Here is a 21,866-nt window from a genome sequence, read left to right on the forward strand (position 1 = left end):
CTGCGGCATGAAGGAACAATTTGGGGCCGGTTCACGAGCCCGGCCACAGTCTATAGAAGCGTCAACGCCGCGCACATTACCCCTTGGTCGCGTCGTAGGCTAGTTTTGCCTGTGCTATTTCGCCACAGGTAACCTTTCAGGGCGCTGTCATCATTGGGTTTTTCCGCTGCTGATCCGTTCAAATGCATCGTTGGTACGGGAGACAAAACGATTGCCATCGCGCAACACGAAAAATACCCCGATGCCATGTTTCTGGGCATAGTCCCAACCCCGTTCAGGACCGAGAATCAGCAACAGCGTCGATAGTCCATCGGCCATCAACGCCGAAGGATGAATCACCGTGACTGACGCCAGGTTGTGTAGGACCGGCGCACCAGTACGTGCATCAAAGGTGTGGGAATAACGCCTGCCGCCCTGTTCGAAATATTTACGGTAGTCGCCCGAGGTCGAAACCCCGTAGCCGTCGACCTCGATGACACGCTCGGCCACTTGCCGGTCGTCCCGAGGCTCCTCCAGGGCAATGCGCCAGGCCGAACCATCGGGCTTGTGCCCCGCGGCCTTGAGTTCGCCGGTGGCTTCGGCCAGGTAACTGTCGATACCCAGGGCCTGGAGCCTGGCGGCGATGCGGTCGACGGCATAGCCTGCGGCGATACTGTTGAAGTCGACTTCCACCGCAGCGTCCTTGCACAACCGATCACCCTCGATGCGCAAATGACCATGGCCGACGCGCTGGCGCACCAGGGCCAAAGCTTCTGCGGTCGGCACTTTCTCTTCCCGGGACTGGGGACCGAAGCCCCACTGGTTCAGCAGCGGCTCCACGGTCAGGTCGAAGGAGCCGTCGCTTTGAACCGACAACTGCTCACCCACGCGGACCAACTCCAGGACCGGGCCAGGCATGACCTGACAGCTGTTGGCCGGCAGCGCGTTGAAACGCTCGATGTCCGAGTCGCTGCGATAGGTCGAGAGTTGCCGATCCACTTCAGCGAGGATGCTTTCCACTTCGGCCTGCACCGTTTTCACAGCGGGCCCGGCGGAATGTCTGACGTACTGAATGGAATAGTGACTGCCCATGGTCGGGCCGTCGAAGCGTTCCAGGGTGTCGCCGTTGCCGCAACCCGACAACACGCCGGCCAGCACCATAAGCCCAATCCATCGTCCAGTTAACAAATCTTCATCTCCCCTCAAAACCGCGCCGGCCATTATGAACTCCAGCGCACGCAAAAACTGTGGGAGCCAATGGAGCCCTGTGGGAACAAAGCTTGCTCGCGATGCAGACGATACGGTTTAGCAGCAAGACCGCGTCATCGTTCATCGCGAGCAAGCTTTGCTCCCACAGGTTCCAAGGCACCAAGGCTCCCGCAGGGGACGCAGCGCTTCCATACAAGATTTGCCAGAGTGAGTACCTACACATGTCTTCCCAAACGAGCAACGGCAAGGCGATTTTTCGCGTTGTCAGCGGCAACTTCCTGGAGATGTTCGACTTCATGGTCTATGGCTTCTACGCCACAGCCATCGCCAAGACGTTCTTCCCCGCCGACAGTGCGTTCGCCTCGCTGATGCTGTCCCTGGCCACGTTTGGTGCCGGGTTCCTGATGCGTCCCCTCGGAGCGATTTTTCTCGGCGCCTACATCGACCGCCACGGCCGCCGCAAAGGCTTGATCATCACCCTGGCGCTGATGGCCATGGGCACCATACTGATCGCCTGCGTGCCGGGCTACGCCACCCTGGGCGTGGCGGCCCCCTTGCTGGTGCTGCTGGGCCGATTGCTGCAAGGTTTCTCCGCGGGCGTGGAACTGGGCGGCGTGTCGGTTTACCTGGCGGAAATTTCCACGCCGGGGCGCAAGGGTTTCTTTGTCAGTTGGCAATCCGCCAGCCAACAGGCTGCCGTGGTGTTTGCCGGCCTGCTGGGGGTGGGCCTCAATCAATGGCTGAGCCCCCAGGAAATGGGCGAATGGGGCTGGCGCGTACCGTTCCTGGTGGGGTGCATGATTGTGCCGGCGATATTCGTGATTCGTCGCTCACTGGAAGAAACACCTGAGTTCCAAGCGAGAAAACATCGTCCCAGCCTGTCGGAAATTGTCCGCTCCATCGGTCAGAACTTCGGCATTGTCTTGGCCGGCATGGCGCTGGTGGTGATGACCACCGTGTCGTTCTACCTGATCACCGCCTACACACCGACCTTCGGCAAGGCCGAGCTGAACCTGTCGGACCTGGATGCGCTGCTGGTCACGGTGTGCATCGGCTTGTCGAATTTCTTCTGGCTGCCCGTGATGGGGGCGTTTTCCGACAAGATCGGACGTAAACCCCTGCTGCTCGGTGCGACTGTCCTGGCGATCCTCACCGCCTATCCGGCGCTGTCCTGGTTGGTGGCGAACCCCAGCTTCAGTCATTTGCTGATCGTCGAGCTGTGGTTGTCATTCCTGTATGGATCGTACAACGGTGCAATGGTAGTGGCCTTGACGGAAATCATGCCGGTCGAGGTGCGCACCACCGGTTTCTCCCTGGCCTACAGCCTGGCGACAGCGACGTTCGGCGGATTTACCCCGGCAGCCTGTACGTATCTGATTCATGTGCTCGACAACAAGGCAGCACCGGGGATATGGCTCAGTGGTGCGGCGGTGCTGGGGTTGATTGCGACTCTGGTGCTGTTCAAGGGCAATCGGCATGCACTGCGGACTGCACAAGCTTCAGTCGTCGGCGGCGCCTGACACATCGCTATCGTCGGATCGCCGCCCGGAGCAAGCTCGCTCCCACATTGGACCGCATACATCAGCAACAACTCGGTCAACTGTGGGAGCGAGCCTGCTCGCGAAGAGGCCGGCCCAGCCAACACAAACCTTCAGATACAAAAACGCCCCGACAAGTCGGGGCGTTTTCACAAGCGGCTAAGGCTTAGCGCGGGAATGCTGGCGGGTTTACACCGGCCATGTCTTCCATCACGCGAACCACCTGGCAGCTGTAACCGAATTCGTTGTCGTACCAGACGTACAGAACAACGCGGTTGTCTTGGCTGATGGTGGCTTCAGCATCCACGACACCGGCGTGGCGCGAGCCCACGAAGTCAGTGGACACCACTTCCTGGGAATTGACGAAGTCGATCTGCTTGTGCAGATCGGAGTGCAGCGCCATGTAGCGCAGGTACTCGTTCATCTCTTCACGGGTGGCGGCTTTCTCAAGGTTCAGGTTGAGAATGGCCATCGACACGTTCGGCGTCGGCACACGGATCGCGTTGCCGGTCAGCTTGCCAGCCAGCTCAGGCAGGGCCTTGGCAGCGGCGGTGGCAGCACCGGTCTCGGTGAGGACCATGTTCAGCGCGGCGCTGCGGCCACGGCGGTCGCCCTTGTGGAAGTTGTCGATCAGGTTCTGGTCGTTGGTGTACGAGTGAACCGTTTCGACGTGACCGTTGACGATGCCGAACTTGTCGTTCACTGCCTTGAGCACCGGCACGATGGCGTTGGTGGTGCAAGAAGCAGCGGAGATGATCTTGTCGTCAGCGGTGATTTCGCCGTGGTTGATGCCGTGAACGATGTTCTTCAGCTTGCCCTTGCCAGGCGCAGTCAGCACGACGCGGGCGATGCCCGGGCAGGTCAGGTGCTGACCCAGGCCCTCGGCATCACGCCATACGCCGGTGTTGTCCACCAGCAGTGCGTCCTTGATGCCGTACTGGGTGTAGTCGACCTCGGTCGGGTTCTTCGCGTAGATCACCTGGATCAGGTTGCCGTTGGCGAGGATGGTGTTGTTTTCTTCATCGATGATGATGGTGCCGTTGAACGAACCATGGACCGAATCACGACGCAGCAGGCTGGCGCGCTTGGTCAGGTCGTTCTCGGCGCCCTTGCGCACCACGATGGCCCGCAGCCGCAGGCCGTCGCCGCCACCGGTTTTTTCGATCAGGATGCGCGCCAGCAGACGGCCGATACGACCGAAGCCGTACAGGACCACGTCAGTGCCTTTGCGAGGCGAAGCGTTCTGCTGGCCAACCACATCGGCCATCTCTTCACGAACGAACTGCTCGGCGCTACGGCCATTGCCTTCGTTGCGGAATTTGAACGCCAACTTGCCCAGATCCACCGAAGCCGCGCCGAGCTTGAGCTCGCTCATGGCTTTGAGCAGGGGGAATGTTTCGTGGACGGAGAGTTCGCTGTCGTCGGAAGAACGGTGGCGAGCAAAGCGGTGGGCTTTGAGGATCGCGATGACAGACTGGTTGATCAGGCTGCGGCCATAGATCGAGCTCACCACGTTGTTATTGCGGTAGAGCTGACCGATGAGAGGGATCATCGCTTCTGCGAGAGCTTCACGATCAATCCATTCACCAAGACACTGGTCGGGCTTCTGAGTCACGGTAACCTTCCACATGTAGGGGCTGAAAAAAGGGGCTACATTATGCCGCCGAGTCCTCGGCGGAGCAATGCGCGCCTGTCGCACCGTGGTTTTCCTGTCTGCCTGGGTAGTCTGCGACTGACAGCAGGCCCCTTCCCCCGCTACAATTGTCGACTTTGTCGCAACGCTGGAGCTCAACCTTCCGTGCCCGTTCTGCGTCTTCCGCTTCTCCCTGCCGCGGCAGGTAAACAGCACTGGGGCAACCTGCCCGGTGCCGCCCTGAGCCTGGCCATCGCCGAGGCTGCCAGCGCTGCAAAGCGTTTCACCCTGCTATTGACCGCCGACAGCCAAAGCGCCGAGCGGCTGGAACAGGAGCTGAGTTTCTTCGCCCCGGATTTGCCGGTCTTGCATTTCCCGGACTGGGAAACCCTGCCCTACGATCTGTTTTCACCGCACCAGGACATCATTTCCCAGCGAATCGCCAGCCTTTACCGGCTGCCGGAACTCAGTCATGGCGTTTTGGTAGTGCCGATCACCACGGCCCTACATCGCCTGGCACCGACCCAATTCCTGCTTGGCAGCAGCCTGGTGCTGGACATCGGCCAGAAGCTCGATGTCGAGCAAATGCGCACGCGCCTTGAGGCCAGTGGCTATCGCTGCGTCGACACGGTGTACGAGCATGGCGAGTTCGCGGTACGCGGCGCCTTGATCGACCTGTTCCCGATGGGCAGCAAACTGCCTTATCGCATCGACCTGTTCGATGACGAAATCGAGACCCTGCGCACCTTCGACCCGGAAAACCAGCGGTCCATCGACAAAGTGCAGTCGATCCGCCTGTTGCCAGCCAAGGAGTTCCCGCTGCAGAAAGATGCCGTGACCCGCTTCAAGGCGCGCTTTCGCGAGCGCTTCGATGTGGATTTCCGGCGCTGCCCGATCTTCCAGGACCTGAGCAGCGGGATCACGCCCGCCGGTATCGAGTACTACCTGCCGCTGTTTTTCGAAGAAACCTCCACCCTGTTCGATTACTTGCCCCAGGACACCCAAGTGTTTTCCCTGCCGGGCATCGAGCAGGCTGCGGAAAACTTCTGGAACGACGTACGCAACCGCTACGAAGAACGTCGCATCGATCCTTCCCGGCCTCTATTGCCGCCGGCCGAGCTGTTCCTGCCGGTGGAAGACTGTTTTGCCCGCCTCAAGAGCTGGCCACGGGTGGTGGCGAGCCAGCAGGACGTGGAAACCGGCGTCGGCCGTGAACGTTTCCCGGCCAAGGCGTTGCCAGACCTGGCCATCGAAGCCAAGGCCACGCAACCTTTGGCGGCGCTGGCTGGCTTTCTCGATGCGTTCCCCGGTCGCGTGTTGTTCACCGCCGAATCCGCGGGTCGTCGCGAAGTGCTGTTGGAGCTGCTTGAGCGCCTGAAGCTGCGACCGAAGACGGTGGACAGCTGGCCGGACTTCGTCGCCGGCAAGGATCGCCTGGCAATTACCATCGCGCCGTTGAACGACGGCCTGGTCCTGGATGACCCGGCCCTGGCCCTGGTCGCCGAAAGTCCTTTGTTCGGCCAGCGCGTCATGCAGCGCCGCCGTCGCGAGAAACGCGCCGACGCCGCCAACGACGCCGTCATCAAGAACCTCACCGAACTGCGCGAAGGCGCACCCGTGGTGCACATCGACCACGGCGTGGGCCGCTACCTGGGCCTGGCGACACTGGAAATCGACAACCAGGCCGCCGAGTTCCTGACCCTGGAATACGCCGAAGGCGCCAAGCTCTACGTGCCGGTGGCGAACCTGCACCTGATCGCCCGCTACACCGGCAGCGACGACGCCCTGGCCCCGCTGCATCGCCTGGGCTCGGAAACCTGGCAGAAAGCCAAGCGCAAGGCGGCCGAACAGGTGCGCGACGTGGCCGCCGAGCTGCTGGACATCTACGCCCGCCGCGCGGCCCGCGAGGGCTATGCCTTCGCCGATCCGAAAGCCGACTACGAAACCTTCAGCGCCGGTTTCCCGTTCGAAGAAACCGTCGACCAGCAGACCACCATCGAAGCCGTGCGCGCCGACATGCTCGCGCCCAAACCCATGGACCGACTGGTGTGTGGCGATGTGGGCTTCGGCAAGACCGAAGTGGCGATGCGCGCTGCGTTCATTGCCGTGCACGGTGGCAAGCAGGTGGCGATCCTGGTGCCGACCACCCTGCTCGCCCAGCAGCACTACAACAGTTTCCGCGACCGCTTTGCCGACTGGCCGGTGACCGTGGAAGTGATGAGCCGTTTCAAATCCACCAAGGAAGTGAACGCCGCCGTGGCCGACCTGGCCGAGGGCAAGATCGACATCGTCATCGGTACGCACAAGCTGCTGCAGGACGACGTGAAGTTCAAGAGCCTGGGGCTGGTGATCATCGACGAAGAGCACCGCTTTGGCGTGCGCCAGAAAGAACAGCTCAAGGCCCTGCGCAGCGAAGTCGACATCCTGACCCTGACCGCCACGCCGATCCCGCGCACGCTGAACATGGCGGTGTCGGGCATGCGCGACCTGTCGATCATCGCCACGCCGCCGGCCCGGCGCCTGTCGGTGCGCACCTTTGTCATGGAGCAGAACAAAAGCACGGTCAAGGAAGCCTTGCTGCGTGAGTTGCTGCGTGGCGGCCAGGTCTATTACCTGCACAACGACGTGAAGACCATCGAGAAATGCGCCGCCGACCTCGCCGAACTGGTGCCGGAAGCGCGGATCGGCATCGGCCACGGGCAAATGCGCGAGCGTGAACTCGAACAGGTGATGAGCGACTTCTACCACAAGCGCTTCAACGTGCTGATCGCCTCGACCATCATCGAGACCGGCATCGACGTGCCGAGCGCCAACACCATCATCATCGAGCGCGCCGACAAATTCGGCCTGGCCCAGCTGCACCAGTTGCGCGGCCGGGTCGGTCGTAGCCACCACCAGGCCTATGCCTACCTGTTGACGCCACCGCGCCAGCAAATCACCCCGGATGCGGAAAAGCGCCTGGAAGCCATCGCCAATACCCAGGACCTTGGCGCCGGCTTCGTGCTGGCCACCAACGACCTGGAAATCCGCGGTGCCGGCGAATTGCTCGGCGACGGCCAGAGCGGCCAGATCCAGGCCGTCGGCTTCACCCTGTACATGGAAATGCTCGAGCGCGCGGTCAAGTCGATCCGCAAGGGCGAACAGCCGAACCTCGATCAACCCCTGGGCGGCGGGCCGGAAATCAACCTGCGGGTGCCGGCACTGATCCCGGAAGACTACCTGCCGGACGTTCACGCACGGCTGATCCTCTACAAACGCATCGCCTCGGCCAGCGACGAGGAAGGCCTCAAGGACTTGCAAGTTGAGATGATCGACCGCTTCGGCCTGCTGCCGGAACCGACCAAGAACCTGGTGCGTACCACGCAGCTCAAGCTCAAGGCCGAACAACTGGGCATCAAGAAAGTCGACGGCGGCCCCAACGGCGGCCGGATCGAGTTCGAGGCCCAGACCCCGGTCGATCCATTGGTGCTGATCAAGTTGATCCAGGGCCAGCCCAAACGCTACAAGTTCGAAGGTGCCACGATGTTCAAATTCATGGTGCCCATGGAGCGCGCGGAAGAGCGTTTCAATATCGTAGAGGCGCTGTTCGAGCGCCTCACTCCGACCACTGCTTGAAGGACGCCACATGCGCCTGTTTTGCTCACTGACCTTGTTGTTGACCCTGGTCGCTCCCCTGGCGTTTGCCGATGACCTGTATCAGGTTGAAATGATCCTGGTGCGCCAGAACGCCGAGCCGGCGATTGTCAGCCGTGCCGCACCGGAAGACTGGGACGCCGGCGCGCAACGCCTGGACGCGGATAGCCAGCGCACACCGGCCATGGGCAACATCGTCGAGAAACTCACCGCCAGCGGCCAATACACGGTATTGATGCATAAGGCCTGGCAGCAGACCCTCGGTGAGCAGGGACGCAAAGTCGCCATCAGCGACGGTGCCGAACAGTTCGGGCAATTCCCCATCGAAGGCACCCTGGAACTGAAGCTGGGCCGTTTCACCGACGTGGATGCCGATTTCTGGATCAACCAGATCAACGCCAATGGCCTGGTCACCGCCAGCGAGCGTCTCAAGCAGCAGAGCCATACCAAGAATGGCCAACTGAACTTCCTCGACAACGGTCATCTTGGCCTGCTGATCAAGATCACCTCGTTGACCGCGCCCGCGCCACGGCAGGCACCTGAAGTCATTCCGGACTGATTGGCGCGCCTATGCCCTCGCCCCTGAGCAAACCCCTGGCACCTTCCTGGGTCAATCGATTCAAGGAACAGAGCCTGGAGCGCGGGCGCCGTTATGCGCTGGAAAACCGCGTCAGGATTGTCGAGGCCGGCGACAGCACCATCACCGCCAGCTGCGAAGGCTCTGGCGGTAACGTCTACCGTCAGACCATTCGCCTTAAAGAGTCAGCCAAGGGCACGCTGATTCTGCTCGAAGCCGCGTGCTCCTGCCCGGTGCGCATCAACTGCAAGCACTGCGCAGCCGTGTTGCTGCAAGTCCAGGAAACCCTGGCCTACCCAGCCGCCGAAAAAGACGCGCAATTACTGGAGAAACTCCAGGCCGTGCTGGACAACCGCAGCCCCAAGGCCCCGCCACAAGTGCTGGTGGACAACGTGCAACCGGTGCCGCGCCTGTGGCTGGCCAGTATCGAGTTCAGCGCCTTCGAGCCGCGCAACGGCAAAATGCAGCGCTACATTCAACACCGCGCCGCGCTGTCGTTCAGCTACCTGGACGAATACGTCAGCGGCCAGCGCAACACCGACGTGCTGATTCGCCAGGAAACCCAGACACTGCGGATAAAACGCCACACCGACGTGGAACAGTCCTACCGCGAACAGCTGCGAATCCTCGGCTTCAAGGTCGCGACCCGACAAAGCAAGGCCCTGCCGGAAAGCGCCGGCGAACTGTACGAGATGGTCAACGACAGTGCCTGGCTGACCTTCACCCTCAACGACCTGCCGAAACTGCGCAGCCAGGGCTGGGAACTGCAGATCGACGAGGACTTCGGCTTCGACCTGACGGCAGTGGACGAGTGGTACGCCACCGTCGAGGAAACGCCGGAGCGGGACTGGTTCGACCTCGAACTGGGGATCATCGTCAACGGTGAGCGCCTGAGCCTGCTACCGATCCTGTTGAACCTGATGCGCTCGCACATCGAATTGTTCAACCCGGAACGCCTGGCCCGGCGTCGGGACGACGAACTCATTCTGGTCAACCTGCCCAACCGTCCGAACTCGGAGTTCGGCCCGCAGCAGGTGGCCCTGCCCTATGGCCGGCTGAAACCGGTGCTGGCGACCCTGGGCGAGTTTTACCTGCAAGAACCCGGCACCACCAAACTGCGCCTCAACAGCGCGGACGCCTTGCGCTTGAACCCGCTGCAGGACATGCCGTTGACCTGGGAAGGTGGCGAACACATTCGCGGCCTGGCCCAACGCCTGCGGGACATCAAGGATTACACCGCCACCGCGCCAGAGGGCCTGAACGCGACGCTACGGCCGTATCAACTCGAAGGCTTGAGCTGGATGCAATCGCTGCGACAGCTGGAAGTCGGCGGCATTCTCGCGGACGACATGGGCCTGGGCAAAACCCTACAGACCCTGGCGCACATTCTCAGCGAAAAAAACGCCGGACGCCTCGACCGACCGTGCATGGTCGTCATGCCGACCAGCCTGATCCCCAACTGGCTCGACGAGGCGGCTCACTTCACGCCGCAGCTCAAGGTGCTGGCCCTGTATGGCGCCGGGCGCAAAAAGCATTTCGACCGATTGGCCGATTACGACCTGGTCCTCACCACCTATGCCCTGCTGCCCAAGGATGTCGAGCGCCTGGCCGCGCAGCCGTTGCACGTGCTGATCCTCGATGAAGCCCAGTACATCAAGAACCCCACCAGCAAAGCCGCCCAGGCCGCCCGCGAGCTCAACGCCCGCCAGCGGCTGTGCCTGTCCGGCACGCCGCTGGAAAATCACCTGGGCGAATTGTGGTCGCTGTTTCACTTCCTGCTGCCGGGGTGGCTTGGGGACGTCAAGAGTTTCAACCGCGATTACCGTGTACCGATAGAAAAGCGCGGCAGCGATGTACGACTGCAGCACCTCAATGGTCGGATAAAACCTTTCCTGCTGCGCAGGACCAAGGAGCAAGTGGCGACAGAGTTGCCGCCCAAGACCGAGATCATCCATTGGGTCGAACTCAGCGATGCCCAGCGGGACGTCTACGAAACCATGCGCCTGGCGATGGACAAGAAGGTCCGCGACGAGATCACCCGCAAAGGCGTGGCCCGCAGCCAGATCATCATTCTCGAAGCGCTGCTCAAGCTGCGCCAGGTGTGTTGCGACCTGCGCCTGATCAACGACGCCACCCTGCCCGCCCGAGGCAGCACCTCGGGCAAGCTCGACAGCTTGATGGAAATGCTCGAAGAACTGTTTGAAGAAGGTCGCCGGGTGCTGTTGTTTTCCCAATTCACGTCCATGTTGGCGCTGATTGAAGAGGAGCTGAAGAAACGCGGCGTCGAGTACGCCATTCTGACCGGCCAGACCCGCGACCGACGCACGCCCGTCAAGGAATTCCAGAGCGGCAAGCGTCAGATCTTTCTGATCAGCCTGAAGGCTGGCGGTGTAGGCCTGAACCTGACCGAGGCCGACACAGTGATTCACTACGATCCATGGTGGAACCCGGCGACCGAAAACCAGGCGACCGACCGCGCCTACCGCATCGGCCAGGAAAAACCGGTATTCGTCTACAAGCTGATTGCCCGAGGCACGGTGGAAGAGAAGATCCAGCTACTGCAAAAGGAAAAATCCGACCTCGCGGCCGGTGTGCTGGACGGGCGTGTGGCCGGGGATTGGAAACTGCAGAGCGACGATATCGAAGCATTGTTCGCGCCGCTGCCGGACAAACTGGAAAAGCGCTGATTCACACCGTTTCCTGTGGGAGCTGAGCGTGCTCGCGATGGCGGTGGTTCAGCTTACACAGATGTTGACTGCACTGCCGCCATCGCGAGCACGCTCGGCTCCCACAGGGGATTTGCAGCGTCCACAAAGCCGGAGCCCGCCCCACTCCAATGTGGGAGCGAGCCTGCTCGCGATGGCTGACTATCAGGCGACATAGCCAGTGAATGTGCCGGTGAATCAGGTCTTGGGCAACGGTGCAAACAACGCTTCGATATCGCTCTGCTCAAGCTTCCACCCACCCGTCGCGCCGCCATCCAGCAGACTGCCCGCCAACGCGGCCTTATCCTCCTGAAGCGCCTGTATCTTCTCTTCCACCGTGCCTCGGGCAATCAGCTTGTAGACGAACACTGGCTTGTTTTGACCGATCCGATAAGCCCGGTCGGTCGCCTGATTTTCCACCGCTGGGTTCCACCACGGATCGAAGTGAATCACCGTGTCGGCAGCCGTCAGATTGAGCCCCGTACCGCCGGCCTTGAGGCTGATTAGAAACAGCGACACCTTGCCACTCTGAAATTCCCTCACCGGGGTGCGGCGATCCGTGGTGGATCCGGTCAGTAAGGAATAGGTCAGGCTGCGCTTTTGCAGTTCCTCCTCGATCAGGGACAGCATCGAGGTGAACTGGGAAAACAGCAGAATCTTGCGCCCTTCGCTGAGCAACTCTTCAAGCATCTCCATTAAACTGATCAACTTGCCGCTGCCGGAACGTAGCGCTTTGGCGGTCTGTACGGTATTGAGCAGCCGCAGGTCGCAGCAGACCTGGCGTAACTTGAGCAACGCGTCGAGAATGATAATCTGGCTACGGGCCACGCCGCTGCGAGCGATTTCGTCGCGCACTTTCCTGTCCATGGCCACACGCACGGCTTCATAGACATCCCGCTGTCCGTCACTGAGGTCGACCCAATGGACGATTTCAGTCTTGGGTGGCAGCTCAGTAGCGACTTGTTCTTTTTTACGCCGCAGTAGAAACGGTTTTATTCGCGCCGTCAGATGGTGCATTCGCTCGCTGTTGCCATGTTTTTCGATCGACGTCCGGTAGTCTCGGTTGAAGCTTTTGTTATCCCCCAACCAGCCGGGCAGGAGGAAATGAAACAGCGACCAGAGTTCGCCCAAGTGATTTTCCAGGGGCGTACCGGACAGGCACAAGCGCTGCCGGGCATTGAGTTCGCGAGCAGCCTGGGCGGCCTTGCTGGTGGGATTCTTGATGTTCTGCGCTTCATCGAGAATCAGCACACTCCAGGCCTGGGGTTTCAGCGCCTCCAGATCCCGCGGCAACAAGGCATAAGTCGTCAGAATCAGGTCGTACTGTGCAAGGCTGGCGAAATCTTTTTGCCGGGCTGCACCATGAAGCGCCACGACGTTGAGCTGCGGCGTGAAGCGTGCCGCTTCGTCGAGCCAGTTGGGAATCAGACTGGTGGGCATGACTGCAAGCGCCGGGACATCCAGGCGCCCGGCCTGCTTCTCACAAAGCAGGTGAGCCAGGGTCTGCAAGGTTTTACCCAAGCCCATGTCATCGCCCAGGATGCCGCCGACTTCCAGCTCGCGCAGGGTCTGCATCCAATTGAACCCTTCCAGTTGATAAGGTCGCAGGGTGGCTTTGAGCCCCATCGGCGCCGGGACATGAGCATGAGTCGACTCGTGTAATCGCTTGGCGAACATACGCAAGCGCTCCCCGCCTTGCCAGGTCAATGGCACGCTTTCAAGCACATTCAACCTGGCCGCATCAAAGGCATTCAACCGTATCGAGTCACCCCGGTGCTCCTTCATGTACAACTCACCAAGCGTTGCCATCAGCGGCTTGACCCGCCCATATGGCAACGCGACCTTCACACCAGGACCCGCCCCGAACTTTCCGCCGTTGAGATCGAGCAACATCAACTCTTCATCACCACGCCGATCAAGGTTGTCCGGATCCATCATCTCGGGGCTTGAGCGGAGCAGATGAAGCAAGATCGGCAGCAGGCTGTGCCGTTTTCCATCCACGACAATGCCCAGTTGTAAATCGAACCACTCTCGACCGGGAGACTCCTCGATGTCGGCGTACAACTGCTCCAACGGTTGCAGATCGAAATGAAAACCCGCTTCGATATCGATCTGCCAATTGGCGGCACGCAATCGCGGCAGGCCTTTGTCCATGAAGGCCAACCAGGCGTGGTCATCCGCCATTTGAAATAGCTCACCCCCGATGTCCGCCAGCGCAAGGCTCTTGCGACTGGTTTTCTTGAAACCTACCTTACGCAGAACGGTGCGAAAGGCTTGCTCGACATCCGGTTTACGCTGAATGCGCAAAATTTCGGTTCCGGACAGGATCGACAGTTCGGTGGATGCTTTGTCGTCCGCCACATGACCATCATAAATAAAGGTCAGTGCCGCGCGATGTTCTGGAACAGATTTCCAGTGCCGGAAGGTAATTGCACTTCCCAACGTCAACAACGCTCGCGGTTCAACACCTTCGATGATGCGCTCAGTCAGTTCTTTCGGCGGCGGGATAGGTCGGTCGACAGCGTTGATCCTATGGCTGAAAAGCACAACATCCCGAGCGGGTACCTCCGGCGCACGGCATAAATGGCACGCCAATTTGTCGTCCACTTCATAGGACAGCCGGCCAAGTTCCCTGCGCGATAAATCCAGATAATGAAGCGGCTCAAGCACCAGGAGGTTATCCAGTACCTGATCGCCACTGCGCCACCGAGACCGATAGTTGCCATTGGCCTGCTCAGCCCAGAAAAACTGCGCATTTTTTAGCGGACCTGCGCCCAATGGCTGCGGCGGGTCGAAATCCAGGAACAAGCGCGAGGACTTTAATGCCAGCGCCAGCACTTCGGCGCCGCTGCGACCTTGCAACGGAAAGCTGTTCTGGCTGTGATAATGCTGACTGCTGATAAGCGACTGGCCAATTTGCTTGTCGACGTCGGACATATAATTCGGAGAACGATTCAGCATGTCCGTCAGTTGGCCAAACGCTTTCAGATCCTTCAGGGAACCATCATCGAGCTGGCGCCCCTTGAAGAGTTCCAAAATCCACTGCCCTATGTGCGTCTTCTTGAGTTTGTAGAAGATCCGGACATCGGCGTCTTTTTTGCTCGGTAGCGAATCGGCGTCCCACTCGGGAATACCCTTGATCCAGGTTTCAAGTTCAGAACTCAGGCGCTCGCTGGCGGAGCCGGCCTCCAGCGCTTGCGGATTCCACATCAAATGGAACATGACGGCAGCGCAGTGCTTGCAGCTGTTACCGACCGGGCACGAACATTCGTAACGAACGCCGTCGTAGCCCCGATAACGAGTGAGCTCGATCACCTGCTGATAGACATTATCGCCGCCACCCTCGCATTCGGCGTGAATCGATTGCTCGTCTATCCGCAGTATCCGTACTCGGTCTCTCTCGGCGTAGTCGAACCCGCGCTGAAGGTAACTCTGATGGAAGTCTTCTCCCCAATCCGTCTCAAGAAGCACCTCAATTGGCTGGGTCATGGGCACCGCCGAGCATTACGCATATCAGTCACGACACTTCCTCAATCAACCAGCTGGGCAGCCCTCAGCGCGCCGAGCGCCGCCAGCCAGCGAGGGTCCTGACGGTATTCAGTGGAGGCACAGGCCTGGCCGCGCATGCGGGCGATCCGTGCCGAAGGCTTGACCTTCAGGCGCTGGGCAGCGCTCAAGGCCAACTCCGCGGCAGCACGGTCATTGCACACCAAGCCCATGTCGCAACCCGCCGTCAAAGCAGCCTCGATACGACTGGCAGCATCACCGACCACATGAGCCCCGGCCATCGACAGGTCATCACTGAAGATCACGCCATCGAATTGCAACTCGCCGCGCAGGATGTCCTGCAGCCAGCGGCGGGAAAACCCGGCTGGATTGGGGTCAACCTGCGGGTAGATGACATGGGCCGGCATGACGGCGGCCAGTTGTTTGCTCAGCCTGGCAAACGGCACCAGGTCGTTGGCGCGAATCTGCTCCAGGCTGCGCTCATCGTTCGGAATCGCCACGTGGGAATCGGCCTCGGCCCAGCCATGCCCCGGAAAATGCTTGCCAGTGGCGGCCATCCCGGCGGCGTTCATGCCGCGGATGAAGGCACCGGCCAATAACGCAGCGCGTTCGGGGTCACCCTCGAAGGAACGACTGCCGACGACGGCGCTGCGCTGGTAATCGAGGTCCAGCACCGGGGCAAAGCTCAAGTCGAGACCGACCGCCAGCACTTCTGTGGCCATGATCCAGCCGCACTGCTCGGCGAGGTACTCGGCGTTCGGGTTATCGGCTATCGCCCGCATCGCCGGCAACCGCACAAAACCCTGGCGCAGCCGCTGGACACGACCACCTTCCTGATCCACCGCCAATAAAAGGTCAGGGCGGATGGCGCGGATCGACGCGCTCAACTCACGCACCTGACGTGGATGCTCGATATTGCGGGCAAAGATGATCAGCCCGCCTACCTCAGGCTGGCGCAACAGGTGGCGATCTTCGGCCGTCAGCCAGGTACCGGCGACGTCCACCATCAACGAGCCTTGCAGGCCAGCAGTCATAGCATTTCCTTAATAACGATGAACCCGCGCGACAACACAGGCACGACCACACGGCAAGGCCCAAGGCCCGGCAGGTCGCGGTCACGCAATGACAAATGGAACGGGTTCGAAACGAGAGTCGGCATGGGCGGCTAGCTTAGCGGATGTAGGCAGCCGCGCCCACCCGTGCACTTACGCCTTGGCCAGCGCCGGCGTCGATTTACTGCGCGGACGCAATTGCGCGACAGCCATGGCTTCATCGGTGACGCCACTTTCGGCGCGCATGCCGGCTGCCAGGAACGGCACCATCAGGCGCATCACCTGTTCGATCGAGGTGTTCACGCCAAAGTCGGTTTCAGCAATGGCGCGCAACGCCTTGATACCGGACATGCTGAACGCCGCGGCGCCGAGCATGAAATGCACTCGCCAGAACAACTCGATGGGCGGAATACGCGGTGCGGCTTCGTTGACCAGCAGCATGTAGCGCCGGAAAACCTTGCCGTACATGTCTTCCAGGTAACGTCGCAGGTGGCCCTGACTCTGACTGAAAGCAAGGCCCAACAGGCGCATGAAAATGGAAAGGTCGTTACCGCTGCGCGGTTGCACGACAAGGGCTTGCTCGACCAGGATTTCCAGGAGTTCTTCCAGGGTCGGCTTGACGTCAGGCTTGGCCTGCCGGCGCTCCAGCTCGCGATCGAGGCTGAGGCAGAAAGGCCCGAGGAACCGCGAGAATACCGCCTGGATCAGGGCCTTTTTCGAGCCGAAATGATAGTTCACCGCCGCCAGGTTCACCCCGGCCTTGCTGGTGATCAGACGCAACGAGGTTTCAGCGAAACCTTTTTCCGCGAACAACTGCTCGGCAGCATCGAGAATGCGTTCAACGGTTTCCGACTGGGCCATGGTTACTCCGCCTGACAAACACTTGTTTGAAACATACGTTTCAGCCTAGGGGTTGTCAAGCCTGCCGGGGCGTTTTGCGAACGCCCGGTCACGTATTTAACCACACCTTTTCACGGGTGGTAGCCATGTCGCATCCAACAGCCTGACCGACCGTCCAGCGGCCGGTGAAAAAAGGAGGATTGCCAAGCGCCCTCCACTGTATATAATCCCAGTCACTGTATAAAAAGACAGAGCGATCAATATGCTAAAGCTGACGCCACGCCAAGCAGAGATTCTGGCCTTCATCAAACGCTGCCTCGAAGACAACGGCTACCCGCCAACCCGCGCGGAAATCGCCCAGGAACTGGGTTTCAAGTCGCCCAACGCGGCTGAAGAACACCTCAAGGCGCTGGCGCGCAAGGGTGCTATCGAAATGACCCCGGGCGCATCCCGTGGCATTCGCATCCCCGGCTTCGAAGCCAAGGCCGACGAAACCACCCTGCCGATCATCGGCCGGGTAGCGGCAGGCGCACCGATCCTGGCCCAGCAGCATGTCGAGGAGTCCTGCAACATCAATCCTTCGTTCTTCCATCCTCGGGCCGACTACCTGCTTCGTGTACACGGCATGAGCATGAAGGACATCGGCATCTTCGACGGTGACCTCCTGGCCGTGCACACCACCCGCGAAGCCCGCAATGGCCAGATCGTGGTGGCGCGAATCGGCGACGAAGTGACCGTCAAGCGCTTCAAGCGCGACGGCAGCAAGGTCTGGCTCATCGCCGAGAACCCGGAGTTCGCGCCCATCGAAGTGAATCTGAAAGATCAGGACCTGGTCATCGAAGGCTTGAGCGTCGGCGTCATTCGCCGCTAAAGGAGGCTTTATGCAGTTCCCTCACACACCACAACACACACAACTTCCGCTGTTCGAGGCATTTATGGCCCAACCGCTGGTTCCAGTCCTGAAAGAGGTCATCGAGTCGCCCTGGGGCGTCGAGCCCGAGGCTTTCAGCGAACTGTCGTTACGTGGTGCGGCTGGAAACTGCCTGAACCTGCTGGCGCCGATTCTGCGAGAACTCAGCCAGGACCAGGATGCTCGCTGGCTGACGCTGATCGCACCACCGGCCAGCGTCACCCAGGCCTGGCTGCGGGATGCCGGCCTGAACCGCGAACGCATCCTGTTGTTGCAGCCGCGGGGCACCCAAAGCGCCCAACAGTTGACCTGCGAAGCCTTGCGCCTGGGCCGCAGCCACACCGTGGTCAGCTGGCTCAACCCGTTGACCGCCACCGCACGGCAACAGTTGATCAGCGCCGCCCGTACCGGGGACGCACAAAGTCTGAACATTCGATTGGGCTAAGACAAACGCGGGGCTTCTCCAAGGCAGAGAAGCCGACCAGCCACACTATCCAAAAAAGCCGACAGACGGGATCAATGAAGAACCCGCGGCCCCTCTTCCTTGTTGAATTCGCCTTCAACCAGGCGACCTGCCATCTGAACGCCCACGCTCAGCATCGCCTTGGCGACTTCGACGTGTTGGCCCTGGAGGAATACCTTGGCATCTTCGGAGAAGTTCAGGGTAACCAGAGAACCCTCGTCCTCAGCCCTGCGCAGCTCGATGCGGCCATCAGGAAGTTCGACAATTTCTAGAAAGGACGTAGGCATAAAAGTCTGTTCTCCACGAAAGGCGAGGATTATATAGTCATCGGCCAGGCTCCGCTCGGGATCTTGACCAAGCGTTATCAACGAACGTAACGGGCCGAGAGGAAACTCAGCACTCGTTCAAACCTTCACGAAAGCGTATCGCCAGGCTCTTGAGGTTCTGGCGCCAACTCTCCAGCTCCTCCCGGCTCAACTCCTGCTCGGGTTCTTGTTCGTCCAGATTGACCGCCACGATCAACGGCTGGGTCACGTCCCCCTTGGGCTTGCGCGGGGCACGTGGCGGTTCGAACAGCGCCGCATGGGCCGCCAATAGCTTCGCCAGCCAGGTTTCCGGGTTGTGCGCCAGCTCGACCATTTCGGCCAATTCCGGGATAGCAATGGTTTCCAGCACTTCGCGGGTCAACAACAGCTCGGCCCGCGGTGCATTCGCTTGAGGCAGGCGATAGAAACCGGCGATTTCATGGCACAACCCCAACAATGCACCGTACAGGTGAAACAGCACGGATTCGCGCCCTGCCTGGAGCAGCGCCGGGGAATTCATCGCACGTCCGTCCTCGGCCCTGGTAAGCGCCTCAAGCGACAGACCGGCGAAATAGATTTTCTGATTGGTGCGGGTATAGAGTTCGTGGGCCATGGCGGCATCTCCCCAACGAAATGAAAGCTTCACGCAAGTGCGACAGTGTCATGGATCAACCGAGGCCACTGCAAGCCAAAAACAAAAAGGCCGCATGAAAACCTATGGGTTGTCATGCGGCCTTTTGTTCACATGGGACTTATTGGGACGGCTGCGCCCGAAACGTCGGACCGGTCCAGCGGGAGCAAGCGCCCTCGCCACAGCAAGTCCCTTTGTCACACGCGAGTGCTGCCATCAACTCTTGTCTTGCACCGTCCACTTACCGCCGTCGTAAAAGGCTTTCCAGCCGGTCGGCTTGCCGTCGACTTCGGTCTGCACGTATTGCTCCTTGGTCTTGCGGCTGTAGCGAATGACCGCTGGGCGCCCTTCCGGATCCTTCTGCGGCGCTTCGCAGAGGAAATGGTACTTGGGATCGATCTCGTCCTTGTGCGGCACGATTTCCATCACCAACGGTGCACGGGTCTCACGGTTTTTCGGGAACTGGCTGGCCGCCAGGAACAGGCCGGAAGCACCGTCGCGCAGGATGTAGGTGTCGTTGACCTTCTCGCACTTGAGCTCAGGCATCTTCACCGGGTCCATCTTCGGCGGCGCCGCGTCACCGCTCTTGAGCAGTTTGCGGGTGTTCTTGCAGGTCGGGTTGGTGCAGCCGAAGAACTTGCCGAAACGGCCGGTCTTGAGCTGCATCTCGCTGCCACACTTGTCGCACTCCAGGCTCGGACCTTCGTAGCCCTTGATGCGATAAGTGCCCTCTTCGATCTCGTAGCCAGCACAGTCCGGATTGTTACCGCAGATGTGCAGCTTGCGCTTTTCATCCAGCAGGTAGGCGTCCATCGCCGTGCTGCAGATCGGGCAGCGATGCTTGCCACGCAGCACCAGGGATTCCGATTCACCCTCGTCGTCCGCGGCGATTTCGTCACCCGGCACCAGATTGACCGTCGCCTTGCAGCGCTCCTTGGGTGGCAGGCTGTAGCCCGAGCAACCGAGGAACACGCCGGTCGAGGCGGTACGGATTTGCATCGGGCGCCCGCAGGTCAGGCACGGGATATCGGTCATGACCGGCTGGTTGGCGCGCATGCCGCTGTCAGGGCTTTCGGCCACTTCGAGCTTTTTCTTGAAGTCGCCGTAGAACTCGTCGAGAACGTTTTTCCAGTCGCGCTCGCCCTGGGCCACATCGTCGAGGTTCTCTTCCATACCGGCGGTGAAGCCGTAGTCCATCAGGTTCGAGAAGCTCTCGGACAAACGCTCGGTAACGATGTCACCCATCTTTTCCGAATAGAAACGACGGTTGTGCAGCGCCACATAGCCGCGGTCCTGGATGGTGGAGATGATCGCTGCGTAGGTCGAAGGACGACCGATGCCGCGCTTTTCCATTTCCTTGACCAGGCTGGCTTCGGAGTAACGAGCCGGTGGCTTGGTGAAATGCTGGGTCGGATCAAGCTTGATCAGCTTCATCACGTCGCCCTGGGCCATGTCCGGCAGGACGTCGTCATCCCCAGGCTTGGTGATCTGCGGCATGACGCGGGTATAGCCGTCGAACTTCAGGATGCGGCCCTTGGCGCGCAGCTCGAAGTCGCCGGCACCGACGCTGACCGTGGTCGACAGGTATTGCGCCGGCAGCATCTGGCAGGCCAGGAACTGGCGCCAGATCAGCTCGTAGAGACGCTCGGCATCGCGCTCCATGCCCGACAGCTTGCTTGGCTCGGTGTTGGCATCGGACGGACGAATCGCTTCGTGAGCCTCCTGTGCGCCTTCCTTGCTGCTGTAGACGTTCGGCGTGTCCGGCAGGTACTTCTTGCCGAACTCGCTTTCTATATAAGTGCGTGCCATCGCCACGGCATCGACCGAAAGATTGGTCGAGTCGGTACGCATGTAAGTGATGTAGCCGGCTTCGTACAGACGCTGGGCCATCATCATGGTTTTCTTCACGCCAAAGCCCAGGCGATTGCTCGCGGCCTGTTGCAACGTGGAGGTGATGAACGGCGCCGACGGCTTGCTGCTGGTCGGCTTGTCTTCGCGCTTGACGATGCTGTAGCTGGAAGCCTTGAGCTTCTCCAGCGCGGCCATGGCCTGGGCTTCGTTGAGCGGCTTGAAGGCCTCGCCCTTCTCCCGGGCCACGTCGAAGCGCACGGTAGCGCCCTTGGCGGTGCCGAGGTCGGCGTGGACTTCCCAGTACTCTTCAGGGATGAACGCACGGATCTCCCGCTCGCGCTCCACCACCAGCTTCACGGCGACCGACTGCACGCGACCGGCCGACAGGCCGCGGGCGATCTTGGCCCACAGCAGGGGCGAGACCATGTAGCCCACCACGCGATCGAGGAAGCGACGCGCCTGTTGAGCGTTGACCCGATCGATATCCAGCTCGCCCGGCTGGGAGAAGGCTTCCTGGATGGCCTTCTTGGTAATTTCGTTGAACACCACGCGCTTGTAGCGGCTGTCATCCCCACCAATGGCTTCGCGCAGGTGCCAGGCAATGGCTTCCCCTTCGCGGTCCAAGTCCGTCGCGAGATAGATGGTGTCAGCATCCTTGGCGAGCCGGCGCAGCTCTTCGATGACCTTTTCCTTGCCCGGGAGGATCTCGTACTTGGCTTTCCAGCCGTGTTCCGGATCGACCCCCATGCGTGAGACCAGCTGCTTGCGCGCCTTGTCTTTCGGCGACAGCGCCGGCGCTTCACCGGCAGCAGCCTTGCCGCGCTTGGCGGCTGGCTCCTTGCTGGCGCTAGCCGAACCGCTGGTGGGCAGGTCTCGGATATGGCCGATACTCGACTTCACCACGTATTGGTCGCCCAGATACTTGTTGATGGTCTTGGCCTTAGCCGGGGATTCCACAATGACCAGCGATTTGCCCATGGATCAGAAAATTCCTGAATTCTAAAAAGTGAAAGGCGGTTGGCGCCTGACGCGG

The 21,866-nt window shown here is 60.6% G+C and carries 14 protein-coding genes; 6 read left to right on the plus strand and 8 right to left on the minus strand.

From position 1 onward, the window contains the following. Positions 1-150 precede the first annotated feature (150 nt). A complete protein-coding gene (locus tag F7R20_RS05025) occupies positions 151-1,140 on the minus strand; it encodes an FAD:protein FMN transferase (protein ID WP_013692627.1) in 990 nt (329 codons plus the stop codon). 269 nt (positions 1,141-1,409) lie between these two features. Between F7R20_RS05025 and tcuC the strand changes: the two genes are divergently transcribed. Then, positions 1,410-2,708, plus strand: a complete 1,299-nt coding sequence (gene tcuC, locus F7R20_RS05035) for an MFS transporter (RefSeq protein ID WP_003199667.1) — start codon at positions 1,410-1,412, stop codon at positions 2,706-2,708. 184 nt (positions 2,709-2,892) lie between these two features. Here the strand turns inward: tcuC and F7R20_RS05045 are convergent, their stop codons facing one another. Continuing rightward, positions 2,893-4,356 carry a glyceraldehyde-3-phosphate dehydrogenase gene (locus tag F7R20_RS05045; RefSeq protein WP_003199666.1) on the minus strand — a complete coding sequence of 488 codons (1,464 nt, stop codon included), beginning with the start codon at positions 4,354-4,356 and terminating at the stop codon, positions 2,893-2,895. Between the two features lie 168 nt (positions 4,357-4,524). Here F7R20_RS05045 and mfd point away from each other — a divergent pair, with 168 nt between their 5' ends. Genes mfd through F7R20_RS05060 form a run of 3 tightly spaced genes read left to right on the plus strand, consistent with a single transcriptional unit; the run spans position 4,525 to position 11,256 of the window. Next, positions 4,525-7,974, plus strand: a complete 3,450-nt coding sequence (gene mfd, locus F7R20_RS05050; protein ID WP_003199664.1) for a transcription-repair coupling factor — start codon at positions 4,525-4,527, stop codon at positions 7,972-7,974. 10 nt (positions 7,975-7,984) lie between these two features. After that, complete coding sequence (locus tag F7R20_RS05055; protein WP_003199661.1) at positions 7,985-8,551, plus strand: CsiV family protein; 567 nt, start codon at positions 7,985-7,987, stop codon at positions 8,549-8,551. Positions 8,552-8,562: 11 nt separating this feature from the next. Further along, on the plus strand, positions 8,563-11,256 hold the full coding sequence (locus tag F7R20_RS05060) for a DEAD/DEAH box helicase (protein ID WP_003199659.1): 2,694 nt from the start codon (positions 8,563-8,565) through the stop codon (positions 11,254-11,256). A 216-nt stretch (positions 11,257-11,472) separates the two neighbouring features. Here F7R20_RS05060 and F7R20_RS05065 read toward each other — a convergent pair whose 3' ends face one another. The 3 genes from F7R20_RS05065 to F7R20_RS05075 form a co-directional block, all read right to left on the minus strand. Beyond that, positions 11,473-14,763 (minus strand): DEAD/DEAH box helicase, encoded by a 3,291-nt coding sequence (locus F7R20_RS05065; protein ID WP_003199657.1) that lies wholly within the window; start codon positions 14,761-14,763, stop codon positions 11,473-11,475. Between the two features lie 41 nt (positions 14,764-14,804). Beyond that, on the minus strand, positions 14,805-15,803 hold the full coding sequence (nagZ, locus tag F7R20_RS05070; protein WP_172831549.1) for a beta-N-acetylhexosaminidase: 999 nt from the start codon (positions 15,801-15,803) through the stop codon (positions 14,805-14,807). 183 nt (positions 15,804-15,986) lie between these two features. Then, the gene (locus F7R20_RS05075; RefSeq protein WP_003199653.1) at positions 15,987-16,694 is read right to left on the minus strand and encodes a TetR/AcrR family transcriptional regulator; all 708 of its coding nucleotides are present in this window, start codon (positions 16,692-16,694) and stop codon (positions 15,987-15,989) included. Positions 16,695-16,935: 241 nt separating this feature from the next. Here F7R20_RS05075 and lexA point away from each other — a divergent pair, with 241 nt between their 5' ends. Beyond that, positions 16,936-17,544 carry a transcriptional repressor LexA gene (gene lexA / locus F7R20_RS05080; RefSeq protein WP_003199651.1) on the plus strand — a complete coding sequence of 203 codons (609 nt, stop codon included), beginning with the start codon at positions 16,936-16,938 and terminating at the stop codon, positions 17,542-17,544. Between the two features lie 10 nt (positions 17,545-17,554). Next, positions 17,555-18,028, plus strand: coding sequence for an SOS-induced cell division inhibitor SulA (gene sulA / locus F7R20_RS05085; protein WP_003199648.1), 474 nt, complete (start codon positions 17,555-17,557; stop codon positions 18,026-18,028). Between the two features lie 71 nt (positions 18,029-18,099). Here sulA and F7R20_RS05090 read toward each other — a convergent pair whose 3' ends face one another. The 3 genes from F7R20_RS05090 to topA all read right to left on the minus strand — a co-directional run bounded on the left by F7R20_RS05090 (position 18,100) and on the right by topA (position 21,811). Further along, complete coding sequence (locus F7R20_RS05090; RefSeq protein ID WP_003183419.1) at positions 18,100-18,333, minus strand: hypothetical protein; 234 nt, start codon at positions 18,331-18,333, stop codon at positions 18,100-18,102. Positions 18,334-18,439: 106 nt separating this feature from the next. Continuing rightward, a complete protein-coding gene (locus F7R20_RS05095) occupies positions 18,440-18,964 on the minus strand; it encodes a DUF6586 family protein (protein WP_003199647.1) in 525 nt (174 codons plus the stop codon). A 234-nt stretch (positions 18,965-19,198) separates the two neighbouring features. Next, positions 19,199-21,811: a type I DNA topoisomerase gene (topA, locus tag F7R20_RS05100; protein ID WP_003199646.1), complete on the minus strand. Its 2,613-nt coding sequence runs from the start codon at positions 21,809-21,811 to the stop codon at positions 19,199-19,201. Positions 21,812-21,866 lie beyond the last annotated feature (55 nt).

Origin of the sequence: Pseudomonas brassicacearum subsp. brassicacearum, assembly GCF_008801605.1 — a bacterium.
GTDB classification, from domain to species: Bacteria; Pseudomonadota; Gammaproteobacteria; order Pseudomonadales; family Pseudomonadaceae; genus Aquipseudomonas; species Aquipseudomonas brassicacearum.

Coding starts and splice junctions, on each gene's coding strand:
- F7R20_RS05025 (WP_013692627.1), bottom strand. CDS start 1,140: ATGGTGCTGGCCGGCGTGTTGTCGGGTTGCGGCAACGGCGACACCCTG.
- tcuC (WP_003199667.1), top strand. CDS start 1,410: ATGTCTTCCCAAACGAGCAACGGCAAGGCGATTTTTCGCGTTGTCAGC.
- F7R20_RS05045 (WP_003199666.1), bottom strand. CDS start 4,356: ATGTGGAAGGTTACCGTGACTCAGAAGCCCGACCAGTGTCTTGGTGAA.
- F7R20_RS05055 (WP_003199661.1), top strand. CDS start 7,985: ATGCGCCTGTTTTGCTCACTGACCTTGTTGTTGACCCTGGTCGCTCCC.
- F7R20_RS05060 (WP_003199659.1), top strand. CDS start 8,563: ATGCCCTCGCCCCTGAGCAAACCCCTGGCACCTTCCTGGGTCAATCGA.
- F7R20_RS05065 (WP_003199657.1), bottom strand. CDS start 14,763: ATGACCCAGCCAATTGAGGTGCTTCTTGAGACGGATTGGGGAGAAGAC.
- F7R20_RS05075 (WP_003199653.1), bottom strand. CDS start 16,694: ATGGCCCAGTCGGAAACCGTTGAACGCATTCTCGATGCTGCCGAGCAG.
- lexA (WP_003199651.1), top strand. CDS start 16,936: ATGCTAAAGCTGACGCCACGCCAAGCAGAGATTCTGGCCTTCATCAAA.
- sulA (WP_003199648.1), top strand. CDS start 17,555: ATGCAGTTCCCTCACACACCACAACACACACAACTTCCGCTGTTCGAG.
- F7R20_RS05090 (WP_003183419.1), bottom strand. CDS start 18,333: ATGCCTACGTCCTTTCTAGAAATTGTCGAACTTCCTGATGGCCGCATC.
- F7R20_RS05095 (WP_003199647.1), bottom strand. CDS start 18,964: ATGGCCCACGAACTCTATACCCGCACCAATCAGAAAATCTATTTCGCC.
- topA (WP_003199646.1), bottom strand. CDS start 21,811: ATGGGCAAATCGCTGGTCATTGTGGAATCCCCGGCTAAGGCCAAGACC.